Raw genomic sequence first — 17,312 nt, forward strand, 5'->3', positions numbered from 1 at the left:
ATTAATTCCAGTTTAAGTAACCACCTTTTAAATCGTATATTTCTGTAAAGCCTAAAGCTGATAGTTTTTTGGCAGCTTTTCCGCTTCTATTTCCGCTACGGCAATAAATATATAGTGGTTTTTGTTTATCAAATTTTTCAAATTGTGTTTCAAATGATGCATCGAAGAAGTCGATATTCTTGGCATTTTTTATATGGCCCGCTTGGAACTCTTTTGGCGTTCTTACATCCACAAGCTGAACGGCTCCAGCGTTTATTTGTTCTTTATAAGTTTCAACGGGTAGTACTTTTAATGCGGAATTTTGTGCTGTTCCGAAAAGCATAGACATAAATGAGATAATTACTATAATTTGTTTCATGATTGGTTTATTTCGATTATAAAATTACAGTTTAAATTTATTCTCATCCGTAACAATTGTTACTAAAAAAGAGTGGCTCACACCACTCCTTTCAAGTTACAAAAAATTTAGCACTTTATTTTACAGTAGACGGACATACAAAATCTGTAGTTGGAATATTGGTTTCCTGGATGGCTTTAAAGCCTCCGGCAATATCCACAAGGTTGTGAATACCTCTACTCTTTAATATAGATGCGGCTATAACACTGCGGTAACCAGCAGCACAATGCACATAAAAAGTTTCACTTTCTGGAAATTCACTTAAATGATTATTCAGAAAATCTAGTGGCGTTAAATGAGCATCTGCAACGTGAGCTGCTGTATATTCGCCTTCTTTTCTTACATCAAAAACGGGCACTTTCTGGCTTTTTAAAATTGTTTCTAATTGGGTAGCTGGAATGGATTTTATAGCATCTGTTTCTTTGCCTGCTGCCTTCCAAGCTTCGTAACCACCTTTTAAATAGCCCAAAGCATAATCGAAGCCTACGCGCGACAAACGTGTTATAGTTTCTGCTTCTCTACCTTCTGGCGTAACTAGTAAAATAGGTTGTTTTACATCGGCTATTAGGGCTCCAACCCAAGGCGCAAAGCCTCCATCCAAGCCAATAAATATGGAGCGCGGAATATGGCCTTTTACAAAGTCATCTTGATGGCGTACATCTAAAATTAAAGCTTCAGTTTCGTTGGCAGCTACCTCAAAAGCGTCTGGCGGCAAAGCTTGAGAACCTCGTTTTAACACCACATCTATATCGTCGTACCCGTCCTTATTCATTTGCACATTTAACGGAAAATACTGTGGTGGGGGTTGCAAGCCTTCGGTTACTTCCTGAATAAACTCCTCTTTGGTCATGTTCTCGCGTAGGGCATAATTTGTTTTTTTCTGCTCACCAATTGTACCTACAGTTTCTTTACTTAAATTTTTTCCGCATGCCGAACCAGCACCATGAGCTGGATACACAATAACATCGTCGGCAAGTGTCATAATTTTTGTTCGTAAGCTATCGTATAAAATACCTGCTAACTCCTCTTGGGTCATGTTAGCCGCTTTTTGTGCTAAATCTGGACGCCCTACATCGCCTAAAAACAATGTATCGCCACTAAAAATAGCATGATCTTTACCGTTTTCATCTTTTAATAAATAGGTGGTGCTTTCCATGGTATGCCCTGGTGTATGCAAAGCGGTAATAGTTATGTTACCCAGTTTAAAAACCTGACCATCCTGGGCTACTGTGGCTTTAAAACCTGTAGTTGCCGTTGGACCAAATACAATGTCGGCACCGGTTTCTTTGGCTAGGGTAACATGGCCGCTAACAAAATCGGCATGAAAATGTGTTTCAAAAATATATTTAATTTTTGCCTGGTCCTGCTTGGCGCGTTCTATGTATGGTTTTACTTCTCTTAAGGGATCAATAATAGCCACTTCGCCTTGGCTTTCTATGTAGTAAGCGCCTTGCGCTAAACATCCTGTGTATATTTGTTCAATTTTCATTTGTGTTGCTTTTAAATTGAAGTACAAATTTACAAATATTAACCGACATGGGCCGTAACTTTAGTTACAACCTAACGTGCTACAAAAAACTCCATTACAAAAATAAAAATGGCCATTACGAATATGAAATACCCAAAACCTCTTTTAAGTTTCTTGCCATCTATAAAATTACCCAGATAGCTTCCTACAAAAATCCCAACCAAGGAAATGGCGGTAAATGTGAGAAGAAAACGCCAATCGATGGTCATAGTTAAAGCATCGCCCAGAAAAAACCCAGACAACGCATTCATGGCTATAATGATTAACGATGTAGCTACGGCCACTTTCATTTCTACCCGAGCCAGTAACACTAATGCAGGAATTATTAAAAAACCGCCGCCTGCGCCAATCATACCTGTTATAATGCCTATAGAAATACCTTGGGTAACAATAAGACTGTAATTATATGCTGTTGGCGAAGCATTTACTTCTAGTTTTTTATTTTGAAGCATGGATAAAGCTGCCGGAATCATTAAAACAGAAAACAAGCCAAACATAGCCATACGCCGTGTAAACTGAAAACTCGCTACTGAAAACAACACATCGGGTAATGCGGGCACTACAAAGTGCCTTACAAATGAAATTCCTAAAATAGCCGGAATACCAAATACAAAAGCTGTACGCCAATCTACCAAGCCTTTTTTGTGTTTTTTTAAACCACCAACTAGTGCGCTTGTACCCACTATAAACAGGGAGTAGGCTGTAGCCACTTTTTCGTCCACAGAGAATAAATAAGCCAAAACGGGCACTGCTAAAATGGAACCACCACCACCTATTAAGCCTAAAACAACACCAATAAACAAAGCACTAGTATATCCTAAAATTTCTAACATGCTATTAAATTAAATGTCTTTAAACAAAACAAAAGTATGTTTTAATTTTAACTATTACCGTAACTATTGCTACAGACTTGCTAGGCTTGCTTTAGAATAATGTGGTTTCTGTTTAATTGCACCTTGCCCATATTTTCTAGTTTTTTAAGCAATCGGGAAATAACAACCCGCGACGTGTGCAACTCGTAAGCAATTTCCTGATGTGTGGCGTAAATTATATGATCTTCTGAAACACGTGCTTTTTCATGAAGGTATTTTAGCAAACGGGCATCCATTTTTAAAAATGCAATACTATCAATGGTATCCAACATTTCGTTTAAACGACTGTGATAACTTTCAAACACAAAGTTGCGCCAACTTTTGTATTTAGCAGACCATTCTTCCATTTTCTCAATAGGAATCATAATTAATTGCGCATCTGTTTCGGCAATGGCGCGCACTTCACTTTTGGTTTGGCCTAAACAACATGTTAAGGTCATGGCACAGGTATCGCCTTTTTCCAAAAAATAAAGCAACAATTCATCGCCGTCGTTATCTTGGCGTAAAATTTTAATGGCACCTGTTAGTAGCAAGGGCATGGATTTCACGTAGGAGCCTATTTCAATTAGCACAGCACCTTCACGCACTGTTTTATAAACACCTACCTGACTTATTTCGTCAAGCAATTCATTATCAAAAAAATGACCGTAATTAGCTACTAATTCTTCCTTCATATCAGTACAGTTTGAAAGTGCAATATAAGTAATTTGCGCTGTTTTAGTAACCCACTTACAGGCTTGTTTTATGTAAATTTTAATATAATTTTCCAACAGAAACCTGTATCTTTCAATTTTACATAAATCCTTAATTACACAAGCATGCAAAAAACCTATTACGACCCAGCCGATTTAAAAAAATTTGGAAAAATATCGGAATGGAATGAAACTCTTGGCGCTAAATTTTTTGATTACTACGGAAAAGTTTTTGAAGAGGGTGCGTTATCTGAACGCGAAAAATCGCTTATCGCACTTGCCGTGGCACACACCATTCAGTGCCCGTATTGTATAGATGCCTACACAGGCGATGGCTTACAACGCGGTATTACTAAAGAAGAAATGATGGAAGCACTACACGTGGCTGCAGCTATAAGAGGAGGCGCTAGTTTGGTGCATGGCGTGCAAATGATGAATAAAGTAAAAAAGCTAGACATGTAAGCATGTTTAAAACATAATCCGAACTCCGTAAAACAAACTTATGACAGCTTGTTAACCCGCAACAAGGGCTAACACGTGTAAGCCTAACAATTATGATTAAATCCTTAAAGCAACGCGAAAACGCTTTAGCAGATAGTAAGCGCCAACTAGACATTCTGTCTGGTGGTATTTTTAAATCGGGCGAATTACCAACGTTTAGAAGCAAACTTTCTGAAACCAACCAGTTTCCTTTAAAGGCGAAACCGCTAGAAGTTTTACAAATTAATGTCGGTTACATGTGCAATCAGGTGTGTACACATTGCCACGTGGATGCTGGCCCAGACCGCAAAGAAATTATGACCAAGGAAACCATGCTGCACTGTTTGGATGTCATAAAAACCACCAAAGCACATACCTTGGATTTAACCGGTGGCGCACCAGAAATGAATCCGAATTTTCGGTGGTTTGTAGCAGAGGCATCCAAAGCTGGTATTACAGATTTTATAGTTAGATCCAACCTAACCATCCTAAGAGCCAATAAAAAATACCACGATTTACCCGATTTTTTTAAAACATACAACGTGCATGTAGTAAGCTCCATGCCGCACTGGACAAAAGGAAAAACAGATAAGCAACGTGGCGATGGGGTTTTTGCTAAATCTATTGAAGCTTTAAAGGCGCTTAACGCAGTTGGCTATGGTATGCCCGGCAGCACCTTGCGTTTGGATTTAGTTTACAATCCGTCGGGTGCCTTTTTACCAGGCAACCAAACAGCGATGGAAAAAGACTTTAAAAAAGCACTTTTGGACGATTTTAACATCCAATTTCATAACCTATTTGCGATAACCAATTTGCCCATATCGCGATTTTTAGATTATTTAATTGCCTCCGAAAACTACGAGGATTACATGTACAGTTTAGTGGAAGCTTACAACCCCTTGGCCGTAAAAAATGTTATGTGTACCAATACGCTTTCCGTAAGTTGGGATGGCTTTTTGTACGACTGCGATTTTAACCAAATGCTGCAGCTCCCCGTAAACAGCCCCTTAAAACATATTTCAGACTATCAGGCCGAATTATTGGAAGGACGTAACATTGTTATTTCGCAACATTGCTATGGCTGTACCGCTGGGTCCGGAAGTAGTTGTCAAGGTTCGGTGGTGAGCTAAAAAACACGAACAATTTTACTATGTTACACAAAATTAGTTTGCTTTTATTTATAGGTATCAGTTTTCAAAATAGTTGGAGTCAGGATTCGTTGGCGCAACTTTTAAGCACATACAATAAACAAAATATTCCGTACTGGACTGTTCAAGAATTAGCGCAAGCAGAAAAAAAAACCTTTCACCTTTTGGATGCTAGGGAACCAGAAGAATTTTCGGTAAGCCATATAAAAAACGCGCTATATGTAGGCTACACGGATTTTAACAGCAATCGTATTTTAAAAACTATTCCCCGAAAAACAGATACCCTTGTAGTTTATTGTTCCTTGGGCGTTAGGTCTGAAAAAATAGCTCAGAAACTCAAAAAGGCGGGTTATACAACTGTTTACAACCTGTACGGCGGTATATTTGAATGGAAAAACAATAACAACCCTGTTTACAATTTACACAATAAACAAACAGACAGCGTGCATGCTTTTTCCAAAAGTTGGAGCACTTGGTTAAAAAACGGTATAAAGGTATACAATTAACAAACTGGGATGGCAATACGTTCAAAATTTACGCACAACAAAAACCAAGAAGAAACTGCAAGTTTCTATTTTAGGGCATCTAAAAATGCTTTGATTATTTTTACCAGAAATCCGGAATTAGGTAAATGTAAAACCCGCCTAGCCAAAACAGTTGGCAACGAAGCCGCTCTAGAAATATACAAACACCTTTTGCAACATACCGCAACAGTAGCCAAACAAGTAGAGGCTGACCGTTTCGTATTTTATTCTGAAGATATTACGGAGACTGATATGTGGGATTCAAAATACTTCATAAAAAAAACACAAAAAGGCCCTAATTTAGGAGCACGAATGGAACATGCTTTTGCTGAAATTTTGGAATTGGGTTATGAAAAAGTACTTATTATAGGCAGCGATTTATTAGACATAACGGCGCGCACTATCGCTGAAGGATTTCAAAAATTAAACCAATACGACTATGTTTTTGGTCCAGCGGCAGACGGCGGTTATTATTTACTAGGCATGAAAACATTACACCCTAAAGTATTTAAAAACAAAGCTTGGAGTACGAAATCGGTAGGAACAGATACCCTTACCGATTTAAAAAACGAATCGGTTTACCTGTTACAAACATTAAATGATATTGATACCTTTGACGATATTAAGGGTATTGAACCACTAAAAAAATATTACCAAAATCATGATTAAATTAATTAAAGAAACCACAGAATACCTTCAAAGCAAAGGATTTGAAAGTCCAGAACTAGGCATAATTTTGGGTACTGGTTTAGGCAAATTACTAAACGATATCGATATAATTGCTGAAGTAAGCTACAACCATATTCCAAATTTCCCAACCGCTACGGTGGAGTTCCATAAAGGCAAACTAATTTATGGTAATTTATCCGGGAAAAAAGTGGTGGTCATGCAGGGACGCTTTCATATTTACGAAGGTTACTCGCTACAAGATGTTACGTACCCGGTTCGGGTTATGAAGCAGTTAGGCGTAGAAACGTTGCTAGTTTCCAACGCCTCTGGCGCTGTTAATTTGAATTTCAAAAAAGGTGAATTAATGTTAATAGAGGACCATATTAATCTGCAAGGCAGTTCGCCTTTAGCCTTTAGAGGTGTGGAATTATTAGGGGAACGCTTTACTGATATGAGTGCACCTTACGATGCCGGTATTAATGCTAAATTTGAAACCATAGCTAAAAAAGAAGGTATTAATTTACACAAAGGCGTGTATGCAAGTGTGGTTGGTCCGCAGCTTGAAACACGTGCCGAATACAGAATGCTTAAAATTATTGGTGCAGACGCTGTAGGTATGAGCACGGTTCCAGAAGTTATTGTAGCCAATCATTTAAACTTAAAAGTAGCAGCCGTATCTGTTTTAACCGATGAATGCAATCCCGATAATCTAAAACCTGTCGATATCTCGGAAATTATAGAAATGGCTGGTAAAGCAGAACCGCAAATGATAACCCTTTTTAAAGAACTTATAAAAAGTTTATAAACACCCTAAGTATAACAAATCTAGTAGCAGAATTAATAAATAAACCTATGAGCAATTATTTAAACACCACCCACGACGTTTACAAAGAGGCCGCATTAACGCCCGATGTTGGTTTGTGCTGCACAACCAACCCAATTTGGGAATTACCCGGATTAAAAATTCCAAAAATTATGCAGGACATGAATTACGGATGCGGATCTACGGTACATGCACGCGATTTAACTAACAATCCAAAAATGTTATATGTAGGTGTTGGCGGTGGCATGGAACTGCTGCAGTTTGCCTATTTTAACCGGCAAAAACACGGTGTAATTGGTATTGATGTGGTTGATGAAATGTTGGAAGCATCCCGCAAAAATTTTAAGGAAGCAGAAGCCCTTAACCCTTGGTTTAAAAGTGAATTTGTAGATCTAAAAAAAGGAGACGCACTAAACCTTCCCGTTCCAGATAATAGCATAGACGTAGCGGCACAAAACTGTTTGTTCAATATTTTTAAAACAGACGATTTAAAAAAAGCCCTTGCCGAAATGTACCGGGTGTTAAAACCACATGGCAAACTAGTTATGAGCGATCCCACCTGCGAGCAACCCATGAATGAGACATTACGTAACGACGACAGGTTACGCGCACTTTGTTTAAGTGGAAGTTTACCTATTGCAGAATATGTAAAACTATTAACCGATGCCGGCTTTGGCACTATTGAAATTCGCGCCAGAAAACCGTATCGTGTTCTAGCGCCTAATCAGTACCCAACAGATGAATTAATTTACATTGAATCTATTGAAGTGGCTGCTATAAAAGATCCTATGCCGGCCGATGGTCCGTGTATCTTTACCGGAAAAGCAGCTATTTATTTTGGTAATGATGCCTTTTTTGATGATGAAGCCGGACATATTTTAGTTCAAAATCAGCCGCTAGCTATTTGCGATAAAACTGCCAAAGATTTGGCCAAACTAAACAGAGACGATATTTTTATAAGTTCATCTACTTTTCATTACGACGGCGGTGGGTGTTGTTAGGCCATAAATACGAATAAAATGACTAAAATTTCGGGTATTTATTTGTTGCTTTTTGCGCTATGCTTATGCACTTCTTTGCGCGCTCAAACAGTTAACCATGCTTATTTTTCAGAATTTTTACAACAATATGTTTCTCCAGAAGGGCAGGTAAACTACCAAGCTATTAGCGCAAATAGTGCTGCACTTAACACCTACCTCAACGACTTTGTAAAGGTAGCGCCACAGGAAAATTGGTCAAAAAACGACACATTAGCATATTGGATTAATGCCTATAATGCCTTTACTTTAAAGCTTATAATTAATAATTACCCATTAAAAAGTATAAAAGACATTAAAAACCCATGGGATATACAGTTTATCCCCATTAATGGTAAATTATGGTCTTTAAATGACATTGAACATAATGTATTAAGAAAAATGAACGAACCGCGCATTCATTTTGCTATAGTTTGCGCATCTGCTTCTTGCCCTAAATTATTAAATGAAGCCTATATGCCTAATAAAATGGAAGCACAACTAACGAAGGTTACTAAACAATTTCTTTCAGACACCACAAAAAACAGCATTGCTACCAACCATTTAAAACTGTCTAAAATTTTTAAATGGTTTGCAGCAGATTTTAAAGAAAACGGAAGTCTTATTCCCTTTATAAACCGCTATACAAACGAAAATATTTCGGAACAAGCTACCATAAGTTATCAAAATTACAGTTGGGATTTAAATGGCCAATAAGCTTTCTATTATTATCCCTATGCTTAATGAAGCCGACAATATAGCTTCGGTTTTGGAGCATGTTATTACCAATTGTCAGCCTAACAATATAGCCAACATATTGGTGGTAGATGGTGGCAGTACAGATGGTTCGCAGGCCATTGTAAAATCTTATTTTCAATATGGCGTAAAACTGCTTACATCGGAGAAAGGCCGCGCCAAACAAATGAATGTTGGTGCCGCTCATGCTACAGGTTCCGTTTTATACTTTTTACATGCCGACTCCTTTCCGCCTGCTAATTTTGATGCCTTAATCCTGAAAGAAGTACAAAAGGGCCATTTAGCTGGTTGTTTCCGTATGCAGTTTATAAGCAATCACTGGTGGCTTAAACTTGCTGGTTGGTTTACCCAATTTTCGTGGCGCGCCTGCCGTGGTGGCGACCAAAGTCAGTTTATTACCAAAACACTCTTTAACGACCTTGGTGGTTACGACACAAACTATATCATTTACGAAGACAATATTTTAATTAACCAACTATACGCTAGGAAGCAATTTACCGTAATTCCAAAAAAGATAAAAACATCTGCCAGACTATATGACAAGCATGGTGTGTGGAATTTACAATATCATTTTTGGATGATTTACATTAAAAAATGGCTTGGAGCCACCCCAAAACAACTACACCAATATTATAAAAAGCATATTTCCTAACCTAATTTGGCTACCTCTTCAGTTGTTAAAATTAAGATAATAATAGCTTAATAAAAATTAAAAAGCTAGTTTAGGTTTGCCTAGAAGTTATACATTTCCGCTATTAAATAATGCCTATGAAACTAAAAAGCACCCTCTTTGTAATTTGCTCTTTCAGCTTGTTTACCATACAAGCACAACGTCATATCTCGGCCAAAATAATTGATAGCACCAAACAAGAACCCGTTCCCTATGCGTCCATTGTATTAAATAATAAAACGGGCGTTATTAGTAATGATAATGGCGCTTTTAACCTGACTATAGATAGAGAGGTGCGTCCAACCGATTCCCTTTTTATAAGCTGTTTGGGTTTTGAGCAGAAACAAATAGCCGTTCATAGTTTTTTGGACAGCATTATTGCCTTAACACCAAAAACAATCGATTTAAACGAGATCTTTCTTACAAATAAAAACTATACCGTTCCTGAAATTATTGAGAAAGTAAAAGCCAATCTCGATTCAAATTACGCCCATAATTACGCTAAACGAACCTTGTTTTTTCGCGAATCGTTTTACACCAGCTTGCTGAAAACAGATGTAAACATTAAAAAATCTACCATCCCAGAATTCAATCAAGCTTTTACAGATAGCTTGCTACGAAGTATTCCTAAAAACACACACCAGCACACAGAAATTTTAGGCGAATTATATGGTAAAACCAGTGTTTCACAACCACAAAAAATGGCTATTTTAAAAGCCTCCAGACTGTACGATAAAAAAAACGAAATTACTTTCGAAAATTATGAAAAACGCTTTAATGAAATTATTAAAAAACACGTAAAACGCAACTCGTACTTTAAAATTAAATCGGGGTGGTTTGGCACAAAAGAAGCAATAGATTCGTCTTTTTTTGAGGACGATTCAGTGGATAAAGAAACCGCAGAATTTTTGGCAAAAGAAAAGGAGCGCGAGGCGAAACAAAAAGAAAACTTTCTAATATACCGAAAATCCCGTATTCATGAGTTTGAAAATGCCCACTTCCTAAATACGGACACCGATTTAAATTTCCTGGAAAAATCAAATCGGTATCATTTTGAACTGCAAGACTATGCTTTTATAAATAATGCCTTTGTGTACACCATAACATTTCAACCAAAACGAAGCGAAGACTTTGAAGGTACCATATATGTAAACACCCAAGATTTTGCCATTGTTCGCTTGGACTACAAAAATGTAAAACCCTTGCGTAAATTTAGTTTGTTAGGTATTTCAATAAACGAATATTTAAAAGAGGGCACTGTTATTTTTCAGAAAAATGCCCATAATAAATATGTTTTAAAATACGCCGACGAAACCAACGGCCAACAAGTAGGTATAAAAAGACCTTTAAAAATTATTGAAAAAAATAAATATGTTAAAGGCAGACGCAAACAAAATGAATTGGCTACAGATATACATTTTATTGTAAAAAATACAGATAAAAAAGAGATGGTTATTTTTGAAAATACACCCATTTCAGAATCCGAATTTACCAACTTTAAAGAGGTGCCCAATGTAACGCCAACCTATTTACCCGCATACGATCCTAAATTTTGGGAAGGCTACAATATTATAGAACCCAACCAAGCTATTAAAGCATTTAAAATTAATGAAACAAACTAAGGCAGCTTAACCAGAAGGTTTATATAAACCGCTATAAAAAATATGTTAACACTTTTTTTTTTAGTTTTTAGCCTAAAACTAGAAGGCTCTAAACTATAAACCCACAATTTATAACTAAATTGAACATCCAAACTTAAAACATTCGCGGCTACTTAAATAAAAAAAGCCAACAGGTTATTAAACACAAAACATGGAACATGTTGTAATTATAGGAAATGGTATTTCGGGTGTCACAGCAGCACGCCACATTCGGAAGCTATCGTCGCAAATTCAAATAACTATTATTTCAGCGGAAACAGATTACTTTTTTTCACGCACGGCGCTCATGTATGTTTATATGGGCCATATGAAATTTGAACATACACAACCTTACGAGAATTGGTTTTGGAAGAAAAACCGCATTCAATTAAAATTCGGGTTTGTATCGGGTATTAATACAGCCAAAAAAACACTTCAGTTTGCCGAAGGCGAGGTTATAAATTACGATAAATTAATTATTGCTACCGGCAGTAAACCTAATAAATTTGGATGGCCAGGACAGGATTTGCCCGGCGTTCAAGGCTTGTACACCAAACAAGATTTAGAGACTTTAGAAATTTACGCGCCAAACAATACGCTTTGTAAGCGCGCTGTAATAGTTGGCGGCGGCTTAATTGGTATTGAACTGGCCGAAATGCTATTAAGCAGAAATATACCTGTTACCTTTTTAGTACGCGAATCCAGTTTTTGGAACAACATACTCCCACAAAGCGACAGTGCGTTAATAACAAACGAAATAAAAAAACACGGTATTGATTTAAGATTAAACACCAACTTAAAAGCCATTATTCCCGATACAAACGGACAGGTAAAATCGGTTATTTTAGCCGAGACCAACGAAGAGATTGCCTGTAATTTTGTTGGTTTAACTGCTGGTGTATCGCCTAATATTGAGGTGGTAAAAAATAGTTTAATTGGAACCAACAAAGGTGTATTAGTAAATAAATATTTAGAAACCAATATCCCAGATGTGTATGCTATTGGCGATTGTGCCGAACAACAAGAACCCCTTGAAAACCGGCCAGCAATTGAAGCCGTTTGGTATACAGGCCGTATGATGGGCGAAGTAGTTGCTCAAACAATTTGCGGTAATAAAATGGCCTATAAACCGGGACATTGGTTTAATTCTGCTAAATTTTTTGATATTGAATACCAAACTTACGGGTGGGTATTTCCGAAGCCCAAAAAAGCGCATGCACATTTTTATTGGAAGCATCAGGAACATGCCAAATGCATTACCATAGAATACCACCAAGACACAAGAGCATTTAAGGGTATTAATACGTTTGGAATTAGAATGAAACACGAGGTGTTTAATAATTGGCTGTCAGAAAAACGTTCTGTAGATTATGTAATTTCGCACTTGAAGGAAGCTAATTTTGATCCAGAATTTTACCAGCGTTACGAAACGCAGATTCAAAAAAAATTTCAATCTAGTTTACAATCTGTTTAAAACTATTGTTCTATAAATGACACTTAAAATGAATCAGAAGCTACATAACAGTCTATCTTTAGCAAAACCAGATGCCTACAACGCCTCGCCGAAACAAAAAATATTTTTAGCAATAGGCACCATTGGTTTGTTTATATTGGTTTTAGCATTGTTTAACTATAGTAGCACCACCGGCTTTACATTAAGTGCTGCGCTATTTCTTATTGCACTGGGCGTAGTAGGTTACGCCATAACCACTTATGCACACCAGCTGGCTGGCATTAAAAATGACGGTGTTTATTTTAAATCGGTATCATCGCGCGGTTTATGGGGTTGGTTAACGGGTATTGTACTAACGCTATTTTACATTGTTTTGTATTTTTACCCACATCTTCTTGGCCTAGCAAAAGATGGTACTGAAAACACCGGATTAGTGGCTTTATTTAATCCGTTAAGCTATTTATTAAACGGCGGACCTGCCAGTCAATGGTTTGTGTACGGCACCCTTTACACCTTGGCTATTTTAGCCTTTGGGGTTAAATTTTTACTTAAATACCGTCATAATCGCTATGAACAAATTCGTACCTATTCGGTTATGTTTTTTCAATTAGCCTTTGCTTTTTTAATTCCAGAATTTATGGCGCGTTTAAACTCGGACAGCTTTAGTTTACCGTATTACGATTTAAAAAACATTTGGCCGCTTAACTATTATAATTTTGAACAATACCGAGTAGACGCTTTTATTAGCGCTGGAACTGTGGGCCTTGGACTCTTAATTTTTGGTGTGGTATCTATTTTTGTTATTACACCCATTCTAACTTATAAATACGGAAAACGCTGGTATTGCTCTTGGGTTTGCGGTTGTGGCGGCTTGGCCGAAACAGCAGGCGATCCATTTAGGCACTTAAGCGATAAAACGCAAGCAGCATGGCAAATTGAACGTTGGGTTGTGCATAGCGTTTTGGTGTTTGTCGTTTTAATGACCACTGCAGTAATATATACTTATTTGGGCTACGACCCATCAAAATATTGGCTCACAAAAGATGTTTTCCTCCTGCTAGTTGCCCTTTTTTTAACCCTTATTTTTACACTGGTTATGCTTTTTAAAAGGCACGAATTGGGCAAAGATGCGCGCTATGGTGCCATTGGTTATTTTGTTATTATTTTAGTATTACTGGGCATGCACTATTTTTCTGGAGCTTCCAATTTGTTTTTATTTGAAGCAGAAACTTTACGAGCAAGCTATGGTTTTTTAATTGGAGCCATATTTTCCGGTGTAATTGGAACTGGATTCTACCCTATTTTTGGTAACCGCGTTTGGTGCCGATTTGGTTGTCCAATGGCAGCCATTTTAGGTTTTCAACAACGTTTATTTTCCAAATTTAGGATCACCACCAACGGTGGCCAATGTATTTCCTGTGGCAATTGCTCTACGTACTGCGAAATGGGCATAGATGTGCGTGCTTATGCTCAAAAAGGTGAAAATATTATACGCTCCAGTTGTGTGGGCTGCGGTATTTGCAGTGCCGTATGTCCGCGCGGGGTGTTAAAATTAGAAAACGACAGTATGAAAGGACGTATTAATTCCAATGATATTTTATTAGGTAACGATGTAAATTTAATGGATTTGGTCAACCAGAAATAATAGCAATTAAAGCCTTCATATTTTTGAAAGCTTCCCTGTTAAAGGCTATTTTTGCCATCCGTATAAACCACTCAAAATGCCACATATTACCGTTATTATTCCTGCTTTTAATGAAGCAGAATCCATTCCACTGGTTGTTCAAGATATTCCAGATGTGGTTACCGAAATTATTGTGGTTAATAACAACTCTACCGACGCCACAGAGGCCAATGCTAGAGCCGCAGGCGCCACGGTTTTAAGGGAAACAAGAAAAGGCTACGGCTATGCTTGTTTAAAAGGTATGGATTACGTAGCCCAACAAGCCAAACAGCCGGACATTATCGTATTTCTTGATGGCGACTATAGCGATTATCCAGAGCAATTACTGTTACTTATTGATCCAATACATAACAATCAAGCCGATTTTACCCTAGGAGCCCGGGTGAAAACACAGCGCGAAAAAGGATCGATGACCATCCCTCAAATTTTTGGCAATTGGCTAGCTACTAGCCTCATGCGACTTCTTTTTAAGTCTACTTTTACAGATTTAGGACCATTTCGGGCTATAAAATATGAAACGCTATTAGGGCTTAACATGACAGATAAAACCTATGGTTGGACAGTAGAAATGCAATTAAAAGTACTTAAACAAGGCATACCTTACACAGAAATTCCGGTTAAGTACAGAAACAGGATAGGTGTTTCTAAAGTATCCGGAACTGCAAAAGGCGCCGTTCTTGCTGGCGTTAAAATACTAGGCTGGATTTTTAAATATGGACTAAAAAAATGATTATTCAGGGCATCGTCATAGCGTTATATACTCTAGCATTAATGCTCATTTTTGTGTATGCACTGGCACAATTAAACTTACTTATTAACTATCTAGGCGCTCACAAAAAACAATCTAAAAGTTTACAATTAAACTTGAAAAATCCAGATGAGGTGCCATTTGTTACCATTCAATTACCCATTTACAACGAGTTGTATGTAGTAGAACGCTTATTAAATAACATAGCTAATATAAACTACCCGAAACATAAATTAGAAATTCAAGTGCTGGATGATTCTACAGATGCCTCTTTAGAAATAACCAAAAATATTGTTTTACAACTTCAACAAACCGGTTTAAACATACAGCACATACACCGAAGCCAGCGCACCGGATTTAAAGCTGGTGCCTTAAAGGCAGGGTTAAAAACGGCTAAAGGCGCATTTATTGCTATTTTTGATGCCGATTTTTTACCACAACCAGATTGGTTGGAAAAAACCATTCCATATTTTAAAGATAAAAGCATTGGTGTGGTTCAAACCCGCTGGGGACATATTAACAGAAATTATTCCTTACTTACAAAAGTTCAAGCCTTTGCTTTAGACGCCCATTTTACATTAGAACAAACCGGCAGAAACGCGAAACAACACTTTATTAATTTTAATGGAACCGCGGGTATTTGGCGCAAAACATGCATTTTAGACGCCGGTAATTGGGAAGGCGACACACTAACCGAAGATTTAGACTTAAGTTACCGCGCACAGCTTAAAAACTGGAAGTTTAAATATTTAGAATCTGTTGAAACCCCCGCAGAACTACCCATTGCTATTAGTGCGGCTCGCTCTCAACAGTTTCGATGGAATAAGGGTGGTGCCGAAAATTTTCAGAAAATGTTTTCAAAAATCTTTCGCAACAAGCACCTACCTTTTAAAACTAAACTTCACGGTTTTTTGCACCTACTTAACAGCACCATGTTTTTAAGCATTTTGGTGGTAGCCCTATTAAGTGTTCCTATGTTGTATATAAAACACGCACACCCTACCTATAAACTGTACTTTTACGCCACTAGTTTTTTTGTTGTAAGTTCTGTAATTTTCTTTGTTAGTTATTGGGTTGTTTACAAGCGCTTACACGGTGCTGGCTTTAAAAAATTTATTCAATATACGGCCTTATTTTTTACTTTTTTTTCAGTCGCTATGGGTTTTGCCGTTCACAATTCTATAGCTGTGTTAGAGGGACATTTTGGTAAACGAAGCGATTTTATACGCACACCAAAATTTAATGTTACCAGTAACAACAAGACTAAAAACAACAATATTTACTTAAAAACTAAAATCCCCATTACCGTTATTTTTGAAGGCCTGCTTATGCTTTATTTTGCTTTTGGCATGTACAGCGCCTTTATTGTTGGCAACAACGGTGGCGATTTTGGATTGTTCCCATTTCATTTAATGCTTTTTGCAGGTTTTGGATTTGTATTTTTCAAATCGTTACAACCATAAATCAATAAGGTTGCCGCAACTGCTAAACTAACGTTAAACACCTTATCTAATTTGTTTCCAAAGCATTATATACCTATATTCTGTTTATGGAAAATATTTTAGTAGCCGGTGCTCATGGCACCACAGGAAAAAAAATTATCAATCTATTAAAGGAATCGCAATACTTTAATCCCATAGCAATGGTACGCGATCCGGCACAAATACCCTTTTTTGAAGCAAAACAAGTAGACACAGTTTTGGCGGATTTGGAAAAAGATATTTCTGCCGCTTTTAACCAGCCAATAGATAAAGTTGTTTTTGCAGCTGGATCTGGCGGCAAAAAAGTTGAGGCTGTGGATCAAGAGGGTGCTAAAAAACTAATTAATGCTTCAGAAAAAAACAATGTTAAAAAATTTATCATGTTAAGTTCTATGGGGGCTGGAAACCCAGAGGCTGCAGAGCAGTTGAAAGATTACTTAAAAGCAAAGCACAACGCAGATATGCACTTAAAAAATAGCCAGCTTAACTTTGCTATTGTAAGGCCCGGTGCACTCACTAATGGGCCGTTAAAAAACAGCATAGAATTAAAAAAACAGTTATACAAACAAGGTAGTATTAGCAGAAACGATGTGGCACAAACTTTAGTTAGTTGCTTACACGACGATGTAGCAAATCATGCCACTTTTGAAATTATAGAAGGTAACACACCTATCTCAAAAGCATTAAACACACTGTAAAAACAACGCCACTAAACGCCAGGAATAAAAAAA

General features: G+C 37.3%; 18 protein-coding genes. 14 read left to right on the forward strand and 4 right to left on the reverse strand.

Going from position 1 to position 17,312, the window contains the following annotated elements:
* Position 1: 1 nt before the first annotated feature.
* The 4 genes from ACFSQP_RS04500 to ACFSQP_RS04515 all read right to left on the reverse strand — a co-directional run bounded on the left by ACFSQP_RS04500 (position 2) and on the right by ACFSQP_RS04515 (position 3,471).
* Entirely contained in the window at positions 2-358 is a 357-nt protein-coding gene (locus tag ACFSQP_RS04500; protein WP_376892138.1) for a rhodanese-like domain-containing protein, read from the reverse strand.
* Positions 359-473: 115 nt separating this feature from the next.
* Positions 474-1,886, reverse strand: a complete 1,413-nt coding sequence (locus ACFSQP_RS04505; protein WP_376892139.1) for an MBL fold metallo-hydrolase — start codon at positions 1,884-1,886, stop codon at positions 474-476.
* A 71-nt stretch (positions 1,887-1,957) separates the two neighbouring features.
* Positions 1,958-2,758, reverse strand: coding sequence for a sulfite exporter TauE/SafE family protein (locus ACFSQP_RS04510; protein ID WP_376892140.1), 801 nt, complete (start codon positions 2,756-2,758; stop codon positions 1,958-1,960).
* Positions 2,759-2,838: 80 nt separating this feature from the next.
* The gene (locus tag ACFSQP_RS04515; RefSeq protein ID WP_376892142.1) at positions 2,839-3,471 is read right to left on the reverse strand and encodes a Crp/Fnr family transcriptional regulator; all 633 of its coding nucleotides are present in this window, start codon (positions 3,469-3,471) and stop codon (positions 2,839-2,841) included.
* A gap of 144 nt (positions 3,472-3,615) precedes the next feature.
* On the opposite strand from ACFSQP_RS04515, the gene ACFSQP_RS04520 reads away from it, so the two are divergent.
* The 14 genes from ACFSQP_RS04520 (at position 3,616) to ACFSQP_RS04585 (ending at position 17,279) form a co-directional block, all read left to right on the forward strand.
* The gene (locus tag ACFSQP_RS04520) at positions 3,616-3,951 is read left to right on the forward strand and encodes an arsenosugar biosynthesis-associated peroxidase-like protein (RefSeq protein WP_376892144.1); all 336 of its coding nucleotides are present in this window, start codon (positions 3,616-3,618) and stop codon (positions 3,949-3,951) included.
* Positions 3,952-4,040: 89 nt separating this feature from the next.
* Positions 4,041-5,099, forward strand: coding sequence for an arsenosugar biosynthesis radical SAM (seleno)protein ArsS (gene arsS / locus ACFSQP_RS04525; RefSeq protein ID WP_376893186.1), 1,059 nt, complete (start codon positions 4,041-4,043; stop codon positions 5,097-5,099).
* Positions 5,100-5,119: 20 nt separating this feature from the next.
* Entirely contained in the window at positions 5,120-5,623 is a 504-nt protein-coding gene (locus tag ACFSQP_RS04530) for a rhodanese-like domain-containing protein (RefSeq protein WP_376892146.1), read from the forward strand.
* A 9-nt stretch (positions 5,624-5,632) separates the two neighbouring features.
* Positions 5,633-6,310, forward strand: a complete 678-nt coding sequence (locus ACFSQP_RS04535; RefSeq protein ID WP_376892147.1) for a TIGR04282 family arsenosugar biosynthesis glycosyltransferase — start codon at positions 5,633-5,635, stop codon at positions 6,308-6,310.
* The gene (locus tag ACFSQP_RS04540) at positions 6,303-7,115 is read left to right on the forward strand and encodes a purine-nucleoside phosphorylase (protein WP_376892149.1); all 813 of its coding nucleotides are present in this window, start codon (positions 6,303-6,305) and stop codon (positions 7,113-7,115) included. The genes ACFSQP_RS04535 and ACFSQP_RS04540 overlap by 8 nt, the downstream gene beginning before the upstream one ends.
* A 47-nt stretch (positions 7,116-7,162) precedes the next feature.
* Positions 7,163-8,134 carry an arsenosugar biosynthesis arsenite methyltransferase ArsM gene (gene arsM, locus ACFSQP_RS04545; protein WP_376892150.1) on the forward strand — a complete coding sequence of 324 codons (972 nt, stop codon included), beginning with the start codon at positions 7,163-7,165 and terminating at the stop codon, positions 8,132-8,134.
* 18 nt (positions 8,135-8,152) lie between these two features.
* Positions 8,153-8,866 (forward strand): DUF547 domain-containing protein, encoded by a 714-nt coding sequence (locus ACFSQP_RS04550; RefSeq protein WP_376892152.1) that lies wholly within the window; start codon positions 8,153-8,155, stop codon positions 8,864-8,866.
* A complete protein-coding gene (locus ACFSQP_RS04555) occupies positions 8,856-9,557 on the forward strand; it encodes a TIGR04283 family arsenosugar biosynthesis glycosyltransferase (RefSeq protein WP_376892154.1) in 702 nt (233 codons plus the stop codon). The genes ACFSQP_RS04550 and ACFSQP_RS04555 overlap by 11 nt, the downstream gene beginning before the upstream one ends.
* 116 nt (positions 9,558-9,673) lie before the next feature.
* A complete protein-coding gene (locus ACFSQP_RS04560; protein ID WP_376892155.1) occupies positions 9,674-11,197 on the forward strand; it encodes a carboxypeptidase-like regulatory domain-containing protein in 1,524 nt (507 codons plus the stop codon).
* Positions 11,198-11,387: 190 nt separating this feature from the next.
* Positions 11,388-12,689, forward strand: a complete 1,302-nt coding sequence (locus ACFSQP_RS04565) for an NAD(P)/FAD-dependent oxidoreductase (RefSeq protein WP_376892156.1) — start codon at positions 11,388-11,390, stop codon at positions 12,687-12,689.
* A gap of 28 nt (positions 12,690-12,717) precedes the next feature.
* On the forward strand, positions 12,718-14,313 hold the full coding sequence (locus tag ACFSQP_RS04570; protein ID WP_376892157.1) for a 4Fe-4S binding protein: 1,596 nt from the start codon (positions 12,718-12,720) through the stop codon (positions 14,311-14,313).
* 76 nt (positions 14,314-14,389) lie between these two features.
* Positions 14,390-15,082: a glycosyltransferase family 2 protein gene (locus ACFSQP_RS04575; protein WP_376892158.1), complete on the forward strand. Its 693-nt coding sequence runs from the start codon at positions 14,390-14,392 to the stop codon at positions 15,080-15,082.
* Complete coding sequence (locus tag ACFSQP_RS04580) at positions 15,079-16,563, forward strand: cellulose synthase family protein (protein ID WP_376892160.1); 1,485 nt, start codon at positions 15,079-15,081, stop codon at positions 16,561-16,563. Before ACFSQP_RS04575 ends, ACFSQP_RS04580 begins: the two co-directional genes overlap by 4 nt.
* A gap of 86 nt (positions 16,564-16,649) precedes the next feature.
* Positions 16,650-17,279 carry an SDR family oxidoreductase gene (locus ACFSQP_RS04585; RefSeq protein ID WP_376892161.1) on the forward strand — a complete coding sequence of 210 codons (630 nt, stop codon included), beginning with the start codon at positions 16,650-16,652 and terminating at the stop codon, positions 17,277-17,279.
* Positions 17,280-17,312 lie beyond the last annotated feature (33 nt).

Origin of the sequence: Bizionia sediminis (genome assembly GCF_042684585.1) — a bacterium.
Taxonomy (GTDB): domain Bacteria; phylum Bacteroidota; class Bacteroidia; order Flavobacteriales; family Flavobacteriaceae; genus Algorimicrobium; species Algorimicrobium sediminis.